Below are 14198 nucleotides of genomic sequence, written 5' to 3'. Positions count from 1 at the left end.
TCTGGGCAACCGTTTGCTCTGCCCCTAAAGTAGCGCACATTATCCCTGTGCCGGAGTTGTTATGTCCAGCAATGCTGAAAACCGCCGTCGTGCCGTCCAGGCCGCACGCGGTGAAGTCCCGTTCGATCTTCTGCTGACCGACGCCCATATCGTGGATATGGCGACCGGTGAAATCCGTGATGCCGACGTCGGTATTGTGGGCGATATGATTGCCAGCGTGCACCCGCGCGGTAGCCGTCAGGATGCGCTCGAGCACCATGCTCTGCCGGGCGTGTTTCTATCGCCTGGACTGATGGACACTCACGTTCACCTCGAAAGCTCCCATCTTCCGCCAGAGCGCTACGCCGAAATCGTGCTGGCGCAGGGCACCACCGCCGTTTTCTGGGATCCGCATGAACTGGCAAATGTGCTGGGCGTGGCAGGTGTGCGTTACGCCGTTGAAGCCAGCCGCCATCTGCCGTTGCAGGTGATGGTTGCCGCGCCCTCTAGCGTGCCGTCCACGCCGGGACTGGAAATGTCCGGCGCCGATTTTGCCGGGGCTGAAATGGAAACCATGCTCGGCTGGCCGGAAGTGCGTGGCGTGGCAGAAGTCATGGATATGCATGGCGTGCTGCACGGTAGCTGCCGGATGCAGGAGATCGTTCAGGCCGGGCTTAGCAGCGGCAAGCTGATTGAGGGCCACGCCCGTGGTCTGAGCGGGGCTGACCTGCAAGCCTATCTCGCCGCTGGCGTGACCTCCGATCATGAACTGACCTCCGCCGACGACGCGCTGGAAAAACTGCGCGCCGGGCTGACCTTAGAAATTCGCGGTTCGCACCCTTACCTGCTGCCGGATATCGTCAAGGCGCTGAAAACGCTGCCGCACCTCTCCTCGCAAATCACCGTCTGCACCGATGACGTGCCGCCGGACATGCTGCTGGAAAAAGGCGGCATTATCGCTCTGCTCAACCTGCTGATTGAACACGGCCTGCCTGCCACCGACGTGCTGCGATTTGCCACGCTAAATGCCGCCATTCGTTTGCAGCGTAACGATCTGGGGCTGATTGCCGCCGGTCGACGCGCCGACCTGGTGGCCTTTGATTCACTGGACAAACTTCAGGCACGTGCGGTCTATGTCGCCGGGAAGCAAATTGCCCGCGATGGCAAACTGCTTGCACCGATTGCCGCAGCCGACGGGGTGACGCCGCCTCGCGATACCCTGCGCATGAAGCCCCTCTGCGCCGAGGATTTTGCCCTACGGGTGGGCGATATTCAGCACGGTTGCGCCCGTCTGCGCCATATACGCGGCGCGCGCTTTACCCAGTGGGGGGAAGTGGACGTGGAGATTCGCGAGGGTCGCGTACAAATTCCGGCCGGTTTCAGCCTGATTTGGGTGAAGCATCGCCACGGTCGTCACGACGCCAAACCTCAGATTGCGCTGCTGGAAGGCTGGGGCGAGCTGCGCGGCGCGATAGCGACCAGCTATTCGCACGACTCGCACAATCTGGTGGTGCTGGGGCGCAATGCCGATGACATGGTGCTGGCCGCCAATCAACTGATCGCCTCAGGCGGCGGCATGGCGCTTGCGCAGCACGGAAAAATTCTCGCCCATGTCGCCATGCCGATTGCCGGAATGCTCTCCGATAAGCCCGCAGAGGAGCTTGCCGCCGCATTTCGTAACCTGCGCGATCTCAGCGCCGAAGTTGCCGACTGGGAACCGCCATACCGTGTATTTAAGGCCATTGAAGGGACTTGCCTTGCCTGTAATGCCGGGCCGCATTTAACCGATTTAGGGCTGACCGACGGCACCACGCGACAAATTGTCGACCCGGTCATTTCATCACAACACACAGCACAACAATAATCATGGGAGCGCCACACAATGGCCGATAATACCCTTCAAACTACCCCTTCCGGGAACTGGCTCGAACGGCGCTTTGCGCTCTACTCTCGCGGCAGCTCGCTGCGCACTGAATGTCTGGCGGGCGTCACCGGCTTTCTTGCCGCCGCCTATCTTCTGGTAGTGATTCCGGGCCTGCTGGCCGTCGGTGGAATGGATAAAGGTGCGGCGACCACCGGCACGATTCTGGTGTTCGTCGGCGGCACGTTGCTGATGGCGTTTTACGCCAACCTGCCATTTATCGTGGGCCCGGGGATTGGCGGTTCGGTACTGGTCGGCGTCACGCTGGCGGGCAGCGAACACATCGGCTGGCCGATTGGTCTGGGAATTGCCTGCTGGTCAGGGATACTCTTTTTCCTGCTGACCCGATTTGGTCTGCGCGAAGTGGTTACCCGCTCGGTGCCGCAGTCGATAAAACTGGGACTCACCGCCTCCATCGGCCTGTTTGTCGCGGTACTCGGTTTTCGAAACGCCGGGCTGGTGCTGGCGAATTCCAAAACCAACTCGCTGATGCTGGGCGATTTTCTGGCACCCGGCGCGCTGGTTGCGTTATGCGGCCTGTTCCTCGCCATCGCCCTTCAGGCACGTCGTATTCCGGGGGCCATCCTGTGGGCAATTTTGTTTGCCACTCTGGTCGGTATTCCAGCGGGCGTCACCCGGCTGCCGACCCACTTTATCGACCTGCCGCATTCGCTGACGCCTGTTCTCGGTCAGATTGATATGCTGGGCGCGCTCAATATCGCCTTCCTGCCGTTCCTGTTTGTCTTTTTTGCCTCTGAGTTTTTCTCCACCATGGGCACGACCCTCGCGGTCGGCGGTGAAGCCGGGCTGCTCGATGAAGAAGGCAACATGCCGCAGATTAATCGTCCCTTTATGGTCGACTCGATTGCGGCAGCCGTGGGGCCGTGGTTGGGTATCCCGGCGGCAACCGCGCTGATTGAATCCTCCGCGGCCGCTGAGGCCGGCGGCAAAACCGGTTTGACCGCGCTGGCGGCGGCGGTGATGTTCCTGCTGATGCTGCTGTTCACTCCGGTGGCGCTGATGATCCCAAAAGAAGCGACCGCCCCGGCGCTGATTCTGATTGGCCTGAATATGTTCAGCGGGCTGCGCAAAGTGGATCTGGCAAACTTCACCGATGGACTGCCGGTGTTGATGATGGTGATGATCACCCTTATTGCTAACAGCTTTGGCACCGGGATCGCCGGTGGGCTGCTGTTCTATGTGGTGATTAAAACCATTGCCGGTAAATGGCGTGAGATCCCGCTGGGGCTGTGGATCCTGGCGGTGCCACTGGTCTATTACTTTGCCACGCTGGTGAGACACTAAGCCCTCATCACGACGCCGCTCACCGGATAAGCGTCTGCGGTGAGCGGCGACAATATAGATTGCCGGTCAGCAACAGATTGTAATTATTTTAAAATCATGATGACGTCATCATCATACGCTAATATATTTTCAGCCTATGATGAGTCATGAGAAATAACATGTCAGAAAAATCAGACGTTAAATTAAGACCCCTTGAGCGAGAAGATTTACGTTTCGTTCATCAGCTCGATAATAATGCGAGCGTAATGCGTTATTGGTTTGAAGAACCCTACGAAGCCTTTGTTGAGCTTAGCGATCTGTATGATAAGCACATTCACGATCAAAGCGAGCGCCGCTTTGTGGTCTCTTTCAACGGTAACAACGCGGGCCTGGTCGAACTGGTTGAAATAAATCATATTCACCGACGCGCCGAGTTTCAGATTATCATCTCCCCCGAGTTCCAGGGCAAAGGGCTTGCGACACGCGCCGCTAAGCTGGCAATGGATTACGGTTTTACCGTTCTGAATCTCTATAAGCTATATCTCATTGTGGATAAAGAGAACGCCAAAGCCGTTCATATTTATCGCAAGCTGGGGTTCATTCAGGAAGGGGAATTAATACACGAATTTTTTGTTAACGGTGAATATCGTAACACGATAAGAATGTGTATCTTCCAGAGTCAGTATTTAGAGAATAACAAAACCACAGGTGGTTTACTGAAACCGACGGCGCAATAAAATAAGCCCCCAGGATACACTGTAACGGCATTTCCTGCCTGAGCCGAAATCCCCAGCACCACTGGCTCCACCGGCTATCTGCATATTGTGAACCCCTGCAACCTGTAGGCCTGATAAGCTGCGCGCCATCAGGCACATTCGCGCAGATTGCCGGATGACGGCTACGCCTTATCCGGCCTACATTTATCGGTAGTCTGGTCGAGCGAGAAATCTCCTATCGCAACGTTGAGGCCGCCATCCTGACCCAGGTATGCCGTTTACCGCGCACGGCCATCGACAGCGTATACACCGCCTGCGGATCGGCCATACCGGCCACGCCCGCATCCCCGAAGTTATAGACATCTGCGCCACAGCGCTTGCTGGCGAGCGCAATCTGGCGCACCGTCTCCTCATCGGCCCCTTCCTGGCTGCTGCTGATGGTCGTTATCGCAAGCCCCCCCGCCGTCCGAATCGCGCTGAGAACCTGCTCAACGCGCGGCTCTGATGCACCACGGCAGCTTGACGGCGCAGGGACAATCACGCCGTCCGCCCCCGCCGCGACGAATCCGGCATAGGTGTCGGCGTCGGCTAATCCCGCACCGTAGAATTTGGCGACCAGTATCAGTTTGTTGGTCAGCGCACGAAGCTGCGCCACCGCTGCGCACACGCGCGCGGCGGTGGCGCCCGGTTTATCGTAGGCCGTCAGACAATAAAAATCCGCCTCCGCCACCTGCGCTAACTGTGCGGGATCCCACGCGCGCGGGTTTTCCGGGGCATTGTCCGCCAGCACTTCGAAGCTCACGCCCACCAGTCGCCCGGTGAGCTGTTTAAAATGACACAAGCCATCGCAGCCCTGGATTTTTTGCGTCTGGCAATCCATCCCTTTCACCAGCAGCAGGTCTGCGCCGAAAGCGCACAGCAGTTCGCCATTGGTCACTTCACCGTACAGCGGCGCGGCACCAGCGGCCACCTCCGCCATAATGACTCGCCCTTCTGAGGCGCTTATCGCCTGTTTTAATTCCTCCGCCGTAACCGACTGTGAGAAATCACTGGTGCGGCAGTTCAGTATCCGTTGCATCGTTCGTCCTTAAGCTAATACCAGTATTGAAGGGGATGGCCGGCGGAATGCGCCATCAAGAATTTCGAGGTTGGTTAACGCCTGCTCTTCACTCACGTAATTCGGCGCGCCGGTGGTCAGTGTGTCATAAATCGCGTCATAAACCCGACCGTAGTCGCCCTTCACGGAAGGCAGATGTTCGATATGGTTTACGCCCTGGTCATCGACATAATCCAGCAGCGCCAGCTCTTCATCTTCAGCAAAATGCGCGTTGTCCGGCATCACGCCGTTTTTCAGGCAGGTCTCCTGCTGGTCAATCTGGTAGCGCACAAACGAACCGCGCGTGCCGTGAACCAGGAATTTCGGGTACGGCGTTTTCACCAGGTGGCTGGTCTTGATAATCGCCTTCATGTCACCGTAAATCAGCTGCGCTTCAAAGGTATCATCCGGGTTGGTCGGCTGACGCAGATGCCGCAGGTGGTAAAACACCTGCTGAGGACGACCAAACAGCGACAAAATCTGATCCAGCGTGTGTACGCCAAGACCATAGAACGCGCCGTCAAAATGACCGCCTGGCTGAACGTCGGCCTCCGGGCGGAAGTAGTCAAAGTGGCTTTCCACTTCCACGATATCGCCCAGTTTGCCGCTTTCAATCGCCTGCTTCATGGTTAAAAAACAGCTGTCAAAACGACGATTCTGGAATGGCGTAACCAGCAGACCTTTTTCACGCGCCAGCGCAAACAGAATTTCCGCCTCTTCATGGGTGGTGGTAAACGGTTTTTCGACCAGCACGTTTTTACCATGTTCCAGGCAAAGTTTTGCGTAATGGAAATGGCTATCGGGATGGGTACACACGGTTACCAGCGATATTTCCGCATCATTGAGAATGTCCTCAATCTGCGAGGTAAACTGAATGTCACGATAAACCGCTTCCTGCTCGCGCTGCGGGTTTCTCTGGCGGTCATAAATACGCTTCACGTGAAACTTATTTTTACGAGCCAGAACATAAGGCAAATGATAGCGGGTAGCGCTTTTGCCAAAACCAATAAATGCACTGTGGATCATGGGATAACCTCCTGTTAAATAGCGCGCGCGCTGGCTAATTGAGCCGCCGCCTCTTCAATAGCGGACTTACCGTCCAGCTTGCTGAAATATTGTGTGTTAATTGGCAGTACCGGGCAGGCAGCATTAATATTCTCGATAATGCTCTCTCGCATATAAACCACCTGCGGCCCCAGTAAAATCAGATCGGCCTTGTGATATTCCTCTTCTATGCGTCCGATATTGATGGCATAGACTGAAACATCGCAGCCCTGTGATTGGGCATACTGGCGCATTTTGTTAGCCATAATCGAGGTCGACATACCTTCATTACAGCTTAAGATAATGGTTTTATTATTGAGGGCCGCCAGAGCGTTCTGGGCAGGTTGTTCATTATTTGCCGTCGCCACTTCTGCAGCAGCCGGTTGTTCTGCCGCCATTTCTTCGACTAATGCGTCCACTTTGCTTTTAAGCATTGTGCGTTCATAAGCCATCAGGAACGGCAGATAAATCATCACGCCGAGGGCAATTAAAATAAGCTGGAGTATCACGTTACGGTAATCGCCACCGGAACCCAGCCAGCCGGATAATAATGGCGGCACCGACCAGGGAACATAGGCAACAATGCGTGAGACCATATCAAACTGAGTGGCAAAATAGGCAATGATAAAGTTAATCTGCGGATAAATAATAAAGGGGATCATAATCAACGGGTTATACAGCACCGGGAAACCGAAAATGACCGGCTCGTTGATATTAAATAGCCCCGGCGCAAGCACGGTTTTACCGAGCTTCTGGTGGCTGGAAATTTTGCTGCGCATAAATATCGCAATCAGCAGCGCCAGCGTGCTCCCTGTCCCACCCATATGGCCGTAAAGATCGCGAAACGGCAGCACAATAATGTGCGGCGGCACTTCGCCACGGGCAAACGCCGACATGTTCTCCTGCATCGCCACCAGCAGCGGCGGCTCCAGGATAGGGTTAATAATGCCTGATGGATGGATCCCCAAAGAGAACAGGAGGTTAGTCAGCGTTGTCAGCACCAGGAAGCCCGGCAGGTTGGTGGTGAGATGCACCAGCGGCGCCTGGATAATGGCCTGAATAATTTCGTGAACTTCTTTTCCGGTCGTGACTTTCACGATGGCAGCCACCAGCGCAAAGGCCAGAACCACCAGCATAATAGAGAACATTGACTGGAAAGATTGCGTCACCATTGGCGGGACTTCATCACCCATCCTGATTTGCAGCCAGCGAGTTTTGGCAATCAATAAAAACAGGTCGGTAGCGATAATGGCGGTAATAATCGCCATAAATACGCCCCCTGCGTTGGTGAGGCCAAGCGAAATAACGCCGCTGACCTGCACCGCTTCGCTGGCATTCACTGGAACAATTGAAATTGTTCCAGGCATTAGCACTAAGAATGCAGCAAGCGACACCATTGCTGGGATCATCGGTGCGGTGAATTTGCGTTTATTGGCGATATTCCAGGAAATTAACACCACCAGCATCAGCGATAAAATATTCATTGTACCGGTGAGAATACGATCGCCGACGCTGCGAATTGCCGCCAGGGTATCGGCGGAAACCCATTGTCCGACAACCCCTTTCGCATCGAGAAATACAAAGTTCACCATAATAAATAGCCCGGCTAAAACCAGGAACGGCACGGTGATAATAAAGCTGTCGCGTAGGCTTCGAAGATGAACTTCCGAGGCCATTTTCTGCGATATATCAGTTATTTTGGTCAATAACGTTTTTTGACTCATGACACTTCCCTTTCAATGAGAACACCCCTTTCGCGCTGGGTTTGCACACCTTCTGGCAAGACCGCCTGCTTCGCCGAGATCTGAATCCCTCCTGCGCATCACCCCCGCAGAATGAAACTGCTCAACAACCAAGTCAATATCTTTATTTTAAAAGTAGTCTACTTTTAAAATAAATGAGATCTGGATAATATTTTGAGGTGTGGGATATACTTCCCGCCACGCGTTTGCAGGGGGTGAACATTGCGCAGATATATTGAAATAGCGAATATAATCAGGGAAAGGATCGTCAATAATATCTATTTGACCGGAGAGAAGATCCCGTTTGGGCATCAGCTTTGCGAGGAGTTCAGCTGCAGCAAAATTACGCTGAATAATGCGCTAGAGATTCTGGTCAACGAGGGATTTATTACCCGTCAGCGCGGGCTGGGTACGGTGGTGAAAACCGCGACCCCACGCTACACCCACGCCGAAAGTCAGCTGGTGTCACCCATTCAAGGGCTGAGCACAATCAACCACGCGCAGGGACACAACGTCAGAAGCCATATTCTGCTGTTTGAAATTGCCAATCCGTCGGCGGAGATTGCCGAGGTGCTCGCGATCGCAGACGATCGTTTCTGCTGGCATTTCCGCCGCGTGCGCTATGTTGACGATCTGCCGCTCTCCATTGAAGATACGTGGCTGCCGGTGCATATTCTGCCGGAATTTACCCGTCAGGATGCCATGGGCTCTATTTACCAGTATGTGGAAAGTACGCTGCGAAAGATTCCGGCCAGCAGCCACACGCAGTTTTCATCGCTGCCGAGCGATAGCGAAGCCCAGGAATGGTTAGCGTTACAGCCCAACGAGCCGGTTAGCGTGACGCGCTCGGTCACCTATCTGAGCGATGGGCAACCTTTTGAATACTGTACCAGCCACTATCACTACCAGCGCTTTAATTATAATTCGGTAGTGCAGCGTAACGGCATGTAGGCCAGATAAAGCGAATGCCGCCATCCGGCAATCTGCACCTTAGTACCTGATGGCGCGATGCTTATCAGGCCTACGGGTGCAGGGTTTAGCTTGCGCAGCGCGCCTTCACCTCTTCATATAACAGCCGCACCGCCGCCGAAAGCTGCTTACGGTGCGGGCAAATCATATTCAGCGGAACGCAGTCCCCCTGATACTGAGGTAACAGCACCTGCAAGCGCCCTTCCAGGAGATCGTCACGGACATCAAGCGCGGATTTGAAGGCAATCCCCTCTCCGGCAACGGCTAGACGACGGATCACTTCTGCGTCATCACTGGTAATGCTGCCGGACACCTGCACATGGTGTTCCACGCCGTCCTGACTCAATGACCAGCGATCGAACGCTCTGCCGCGCAGGACATAGGTTAACGCATTGCATTTTTCGAGGTCGGCCAGCGTCTTGGGCTCACCATGCCGCGCAATCCAGCCCGGGGAAGCGACCAGCACGCGGCGATTTTCAGGGGCAACGGGGAGTGAGATGAACGATGCGTCTTCGTTGTCGCCGTAGCGGAATGCAACATCCACCGGGTCTTTAAATACATCAGTTCGATGATCGGAAAACAATATCCGCAGCTTCAGGGCCGGGTGACGTTCACGGAAATCGCGAAAGGCGTTGAGCAGCAAATTACGGCCCAAATCCGACGGTACCGCAATTTGCAGCGTACCGCGCACTTCATCATCCGGCGTATGGATTTTTTGCAGCCCATTTTGCAGCGTGTCGAGCATTTGCAAAGCGTAGGGCAGCCAGGTTTCGCCTTCTACCGTTAATCTCAGGCTGCGGGTCGAGCGCGCAAAAAGGCGAATGTTCAGCGCGGTCTCAAGGCGTTTAATCGCCGAGCTGACCTGCGCCGGGGGGACGCCCGCTTCGCGCGCCGCATCGCTAAAGCTGTTAAACGCGGCGGCGCGAACGAACAGTGATAAATCTTCCAGCCTGAACATGGTGGCTCCTAAAAGACGGGCAGATTCATCCTTAAAAGGGAGATCTTCACCGTTTGCTTACATTTTTTAAGAAAGCAGCGCTTGCCTTTGTGGCTACGCATCAGGAATCATACGTGGCGGTAATTTTATATCCAGGATAATAATGGGGATAGTATGCGTAAAACAAAAATGATGCTTCTGGGCGTACTGTTGGCAACCGCGAGCGCCGCCTGGGCGGCGCCGGCAGCCGGGATCGCGCAATATGAATTAAAAGAGTTCACTGCCGATTTTACGCAATTCAAGATTGGCGATAACGCACCGGCGCTGTATCTCACGCCAGAATACAACATCAAGCAGTGGCAACAGCGTAACCTGCCGGCACCAGACGCGGGCACGCACTGGACGTACATGGGCGGAAACTATGTCCAGATCGGTGATACGGACGGTAAAATCAGCAAGATTTATGACGGTGAAATTTTCTATCACCGCTAACAGAATGCCAGCGGCGCGACCTCGCCGCTGGCTGCTTTTAATTAAAAATAGAATTTATTGTTCTGATGCAGATATTCAGCCACCGCAATATCGGCTACCAGCCTGTCATACAATAAGAGAATACTTAATAACAAATCTCCGCCGCTACGCAATAAATCATCCGGCGCATCACGATTATCCTTATTCGATAAATAATGCAGCTGCTCAATCACTTCCCGGTATTCACCATAAATACCTACCGATATCTCATTTTCGATAATGTGTTCACGGCAGTAGCGTAGCGCATCCGCCGAGCGCTCGCATAACGTCCGGTTATGCATAAGAATTATCAATAATTCCCGTAGATTTATTATCAGAGCCGCATTATTCATCATCACCTCCACCGCCACATGAGTGCTCGTATTTACACGTCTGAGAATATCATTCACCTTCAGTCGTTGAATAAAAGTTCGCATGCAGCCATATGGAAAGCAATGTTACTTAAATGTTTTATTGACTATTATCAATATAGCCATGAAATAACATTAGGCGAGATTTATTAACCACAAGATATATCTATTATTTGAATGATTGGATGTTTGGGATAATTAAAATAAATAGTCATAATTAATAGTACGGCGATAAATCACCGTACTATTACTATCAGGTTACACCGCGCGGAAGGCGATTTCGCCTGGGATCACCTCACCCTGCCAGTAGAGCTGCGCGGCAACGCGCCCTGCCAGCTGGCGATAGATCTCGGTAAATTCACTGTCAGGGCGGGCAATGACGGTGGGTGTACCGTTATCCAGGTCTTCACGCAGATTGATATGCAGCGGCATCTGCCCCAGAAGCTGGGTGTGATATTGCTCAGCCAGCTTTTCTGCGCCGCCGGTGCCGAAGATAGGTTCATGATGACCGCACTGGCTACAAATGTGCATACTCATGTTTTCGACAATGCCGAGCACCGGCACTTCTACCTTCTCAAACATCACGATGCCTTTTTTGGCGTCGATCAGCGCAATATCCTGCGGCGTGGTGACTACCACCGCCCCGGTAACCGGGATGTTTTGCGCCAGCGTCAGCTGAATGTCACCGGTGCCCGGCGGCATGTCTAACACGAGGTAGTCGAGGTCAGGCCACAGCGTTTCTTGCAGCATCTGCATCAGCGCCTTGCTGGCCATCGGGCCGCGCCACACCATGGCGTTGTCGTCGGTGACGAGATAGCCAATGGAGTTGGTTGCCAGGCCGTGGGCCATAATTGGCGCCATATGGGTGCCGTCCGGTGAGGTCGGACGCTGGTTTTCGGCACCCAGCATGTTCGGCACGGAGGGGCCATAAATATCGGCATCGAGGATGCCCACTTTGGCGCCTTCGGCGGCCAGCGCCAGCGCCAGGTTGACGGCGGTAGAGGATTTACCCACCCCACCTTTACCGGAGCTGACGGCGATAATGTTTTTCACGCCGTTAATGCCCGGCTGGTTTTTCACGCGTTTGAGCGTAGCGATAGCGTGCGACAGTTTCCAGTCGACAGCTTTCGCGCCGGTGACGCGCAGCAGTTCGGCACTGGTTTGTTCTTTGAGTTCTTCAAACGCGCTATGCCAGACAAACGGCATTTGCAGTTCGATATGCACGGTGTCGTCAAGCCAGGCGACGTGGTGCAGCGCTTTGAGCGCCGTTAAGTTGTGCTTTAAGGTTGGGTGCTGGAAGTTTGCCAGCGTGCCGGCCACCATCGCACGTAGACGTTCAGGTGATTTGGCCTGGGATTCTGAGTTCATCCCGACTCCTTTGTTGTTTTGACATGCTCAGTGCCCTTAAGTCTACCACAGGTAACGGGCATCCATATATGGCGCACCTTCTACCCTTTTGGTAATATCGAAACCCCTTTTTACAACAGAAGAAGTAATACCCACTATGACTCAAGTCGCGAAGAAAATTCTGGTAACGTGCGCGCTGCCGTACGCCAACGGCTCCATCCACCTCGGCCATATGCTGGAGCACATCCAGGCTGATGTCTGGGTCCGTTACCAGCGAATGCGCGGCCACGAGGTTAACTTCATCTGCGCGGACGATGCCCACGGCACGCCTATCATGCTGAAAGCACAGCAGTTAGGTATCACGCCAGAGCAGATGATTGCCGAAATGAGTCAAGAGCATCAGACTGATTTTGCGGGCTTTAACATCAGCTATGACAACTACCACTCAACGCACAGCGATGAGAACCGCGAGCTGTCAGAGCTGATTTATGGTCGCCTGAAAGAAAACGGTTTTATTAAAAACCGCACCATCTCTCAGCTTTACGATCCAGAAAAAGGCATGTTCCTGCCAGACCGGTTCGTAAAAGGCACCTGCCCGAAATGTAAATCACCGGATCAGTACGGCGATAACTGCGAAGTGTGTGGCGCAACCTACAGCCCAACCGAGCTTATCGAGCCGAAATCCGTCGTTTCCGGCGCAACCCCGGTGATGCGCGAGTCTGAGCACTTCTTCTTTGACCTGCCGTCCTTTAGCGAAATGCTGCAGGCGTGGACCCGCAGCGGCGCGCTGCAGGAGCAGGTGGCGAACAAAATGCAGGAGTGGTTTGAATCCGGCCTGCAGCAGTGGGATATCTCACGCGATGCGCCGTACTTCGGCTTTGAAATCCCTAACGCGCCGGGCAAATACTTCTACGTCTGGCTGGATGCGCCAATCGGCTACATGGGCTCCTTCAAGAACCTGTGCGATAAGCGCGGTGACACCACAAGCTTTGACGAATACTGGAAGAAAGACTCTACCGCCGAGCTGTATCACTTTATCGGTAAAGATATCGTCTACTTCCACAGCCTGTTCTGGCCTGCGATGCTGGAAGGCAGCAACTTCCGCAAGCCGACCAACCTGTTCGTACATGGCTACGTGACGGTGAACGGCGCGAAGATGTCAAAATCTCGCGGCACGTTTATCAAAGCCAGCACCTGGCTTAAGCATTTCGACGCGGACAGCCTGCGCTACTACTACACCGCCAAGCTCTCTTCCCGTATCGATGATATCGACCTGAACCTGGAAGACTTTATCCAGCGCGTCAATGCCGACATCGTGAACAAAGTGGTAAACCTGGCTTCCCGTAACGCCGGTTTTATCGCTAAGCGCTTCGACGGCGTGCTCTCCGCAGAGCTTGCCGATCCTGAGCTGTACAAAACCTTCACCGATGCGGCGCAAGCCATTGGCGAAGCGTGGGAAAGCCGCGAGTTCGGTAAAGCGATTCGTGAAATCATGGCGCTGGCCGACGTGGCAAACCGCTACGTTGATGAACAGGCTCCATGGGTGGTGGCAAAACAGGAAGGCCGCGATGCCGACCTGCAGGCTATCTGCACCATGGGTCTGAACATGTTCCGCGTGCTGATGACCTGGCTTAAGCCGGTACTGCCGGAGCTGGCAGAACGTACCGAAGCGTTCCTCAACACCGAACTGAGCTGGGATGCTATCAACCAGCCGCTGGTCGCTCATAAAATCAACACCTTCAAGGCGCTGTATAACCGCATTGAGATGAAGCAGGTTGAAGCACTGGTTGAAGCTTCGAAAGAAGAAGTGAAAGCCGCCGCTGCACCGGCCACCGGCCCGTTGGCTGATGACCCGATTCAGGAAACCATCACCTTTGACGATTTTGCCAAAATCGACCTGCGCGTGGCGTTGATTGAAAACGCAGAATTTGTCGAAGGTTCCGACAAGCTGCTGCGTCTGACGCTGGATCTGGGCGGTGAGAAACGCAATGTCTTCTCCGGCATCCGTTCCGCTTACCCGGATCCGCAGCCGCTGATTGGTCGCCTGACGGTCATGGTCGCCAACCTCGCGCCGCGTAAAATGCGCTTTGGCATTTCTGAAGGCATGGTGATGGCCGCAGGCCCTGGTGGAAAAGATATCTTCCTGTTAAGCCCGGATGACGGTGCGAAACCCGGTCAGCAGGTGAAATAACCTTCCCCTAAGCGCCGCCTCCCTGTGGCGCTTTTTTTTGTGGCATTACATGCTCATCTAAACCGATCAACTCCATTTTCGGATTGTTTAA

The 14198-nt window shown here is 54.3% G+C and carries 12 protein-coding genes; 6 read left to right on the top strand and 6 right to left on the bottom strand.

Going from position 1 to position 14198, the window contains the following annotated elements; all coding sequences use genetic code 11:
- Nucleotides 1-61: 61 nt before the first annotated feature.
- The 3 genes from ACIPDS_RS09785 to speG all read left to right on the top strand — a co-directional run bounded on the left by ACIPDS_RS09785 (nucleotide 62) and on the right by speG (nucleotide 3921).
- Entirely contained in the window at nucleotides 62-1843 is a 1782-nt protein-coding gene (locus ACIPDS_RS09785; RefSeq protein WP_400735024.1) for an adenine deaminase, read from the top strand.
- A gap of 18 nt (nucleotides 1844-1861) precedes the next feature.
- A complete protein-coding gene (locus tag ACIPDS_RS09780; protein WP_400735022.1) occupies nucleotides 1862-3205 on the top strand; it encodes an NCS2 family permease in 1344 nt (447 codons plus the stop codon).
- A gap of 158 nt (nucleotides 3206-3363) precedes the next feature.
- Complete coding sequence (speG, locus tag ACIPDS_RS09775) at nucleotides 3364-3921, top strand: spermidine N1-acetyltransferase (RefSeq protein WP_400735020.1); 558 nt, start codon at nucleotides 3364-3366, stop codon at nucleotides 3919-3921.
- Between the two features lie 214 nt (nucleotides 3922-4135).
- On the opposite strand, the gene ACIPDS_RS09770 is transcribed toward speG, so the two are convergent.
- From ACIPDS_RS09770 to ACIPDS_RS09760, 3 genes are read right to left on the bottom strand one after another with little or no spacing between them, the layout of a single operon-like run.
- Complete coding sequence (locus ACIPDS_RS09770) at nucleotides 4136-4978, bottom strand: hypothetical protein (protein ID WP_400735018.1); 843 nt, start codon at nucleotides 4976-4978, stop codon at nucleotides 4136-4138.
- A 9-nt stretch (nucleotides 4979-4987) separates the two neighbouring features.
- Nucleotides 4988-6022, bottom strand: a complete 1035-nt coding sequence (locus ACIPDS_RS09765) for an oxidoreductase (RefSeq protein WP_400735016.1) — start codon at nucleotides 6020-6022, stop codon at nucleotides 4988-4990.
- 14 nt (nucleotides 6023-6036) lie between these two features.
- Entirely contained in the window at nucleotides 6037-7764 is a 1728-nt protein-coding gene (locus ACIPDS_RS09760) for a PTS transporter subunit EIIC (protein WP_400735014.1), read from the bottom strand.
- Nucleotides 7765-8004: 240 nt separating this feature from the next.
- Between ACIPDS_RS09760 and ACIPDS_RS09755 the strand changes: the two genes are divergently transcribed.
- Entirely contained in the window at nucleotides 8005-8733 is a 729-nt protein-coding gene (locus ACIPDS_RS09755) for a GntR family transcriptional regulator (protein ID WP_400735012.1), read from the top strand.
- A gap of 85 nt (nucleotides 8734-8818) precedes the next feature.
- Here the strand turns inward: ACIPDS_RS09755 and ACIPDS_RS09750 are convergent, their stop codons facing one another.
- On the bottom strand, nucleotides 8819-9709 hold the full coding sequence (locus tag ACIPDS_RS09750; RefSeq protein ID WP_400735010.1) for a LysR family transcriptional regulator: 891 nt from the start codon (nucleotides 9707-9709) through the stop codon (nucleotides 8819-8821).
- A gap of 153 nt (nucleotides 9710-9862) precedes the next feature.
- On the opposite strand from ACIPDS_RS09750, the gene ACIPDS_RS09745 reads away from it, so the two are divergent.
- Nucleotides 9863-10180, top strand: coding sequence for an RcnB family protein (locus ACIPDS_RS09745; RefSeq protein ID WP_400735008.1), 318 nt, complete (start codon nucleotides 9863-9865; stop codon nucleotides 10178-10180).
- Between the two features lie 41 nt (nucleotides 10181-10221).
- Here the strand turns inward: ACIPDS_RS09745 and ACIPDS_RS09740 are convergent, their stop codons facing one another.
- Together ACIPDS_RS09740 and apbC are read right to left on the bottom strand one after the other, a co-directional pair.
- The gene (locus tag ACIPDS_RS09740; RefSeq protein ID WP_400735006.1) at nucleotides 10222-10608 is read right to left on the bottom strand and encodes a hypothetical protein; all 387 of its coding nucleotides are present in this window, start codon (nucleotides 10606-10608) and stop codon (nucleotides 10222-10224) included.
- A gap of 219 nt (nucleotides 10609-10827) precedes the next feature.
- Nucleotides 10828-11937 (bottom strand): iron-sulfur cluster carrier protein ApbC, encoded by a 1110-nt coding sequence (gene apbC / locus ACIPDS_RS09735; RefSeq protein ID WP_400735004.1) that lies wholly within the window; start codon nucleotides 11935-11937, stop codon nucleotides 10828-10830.
- A 136-nt stretch (nucleotides 11938-12073) separates the two neighbouring features.
- Here apbC and metG point away from each other — a divergent pair, with 136 nt between their 5' ends.
- On the top strand, nucleotides 12074-14107 hold the full coding sequence (gene metG, locus ACIPDS_RS09730; RefSeq protein ID WP_166513369.1) for a methionine--tRNA ligase: 2034 nt from the start codon (nucleotides 12074-12076) through the stop codon (nucleotides 14105-14107).
- Nucleotides 14108-14198 lie beyond the last annotated feature (91 nt).

Source organism: Kluyvera sp. NPDC087067, assembly GCF_044745165.1.
Lineage (GTDB): Bacteria > Pseudomonadota > Gammaproteobacteria > Enterobacterales > Enterobacteriaceae > Kluyvera.
The sequence above is the reverse complement of the archived record's forward strand: the minus strand, read 5'-3'. Positions and strand labels throughout refer to the sequence as shown.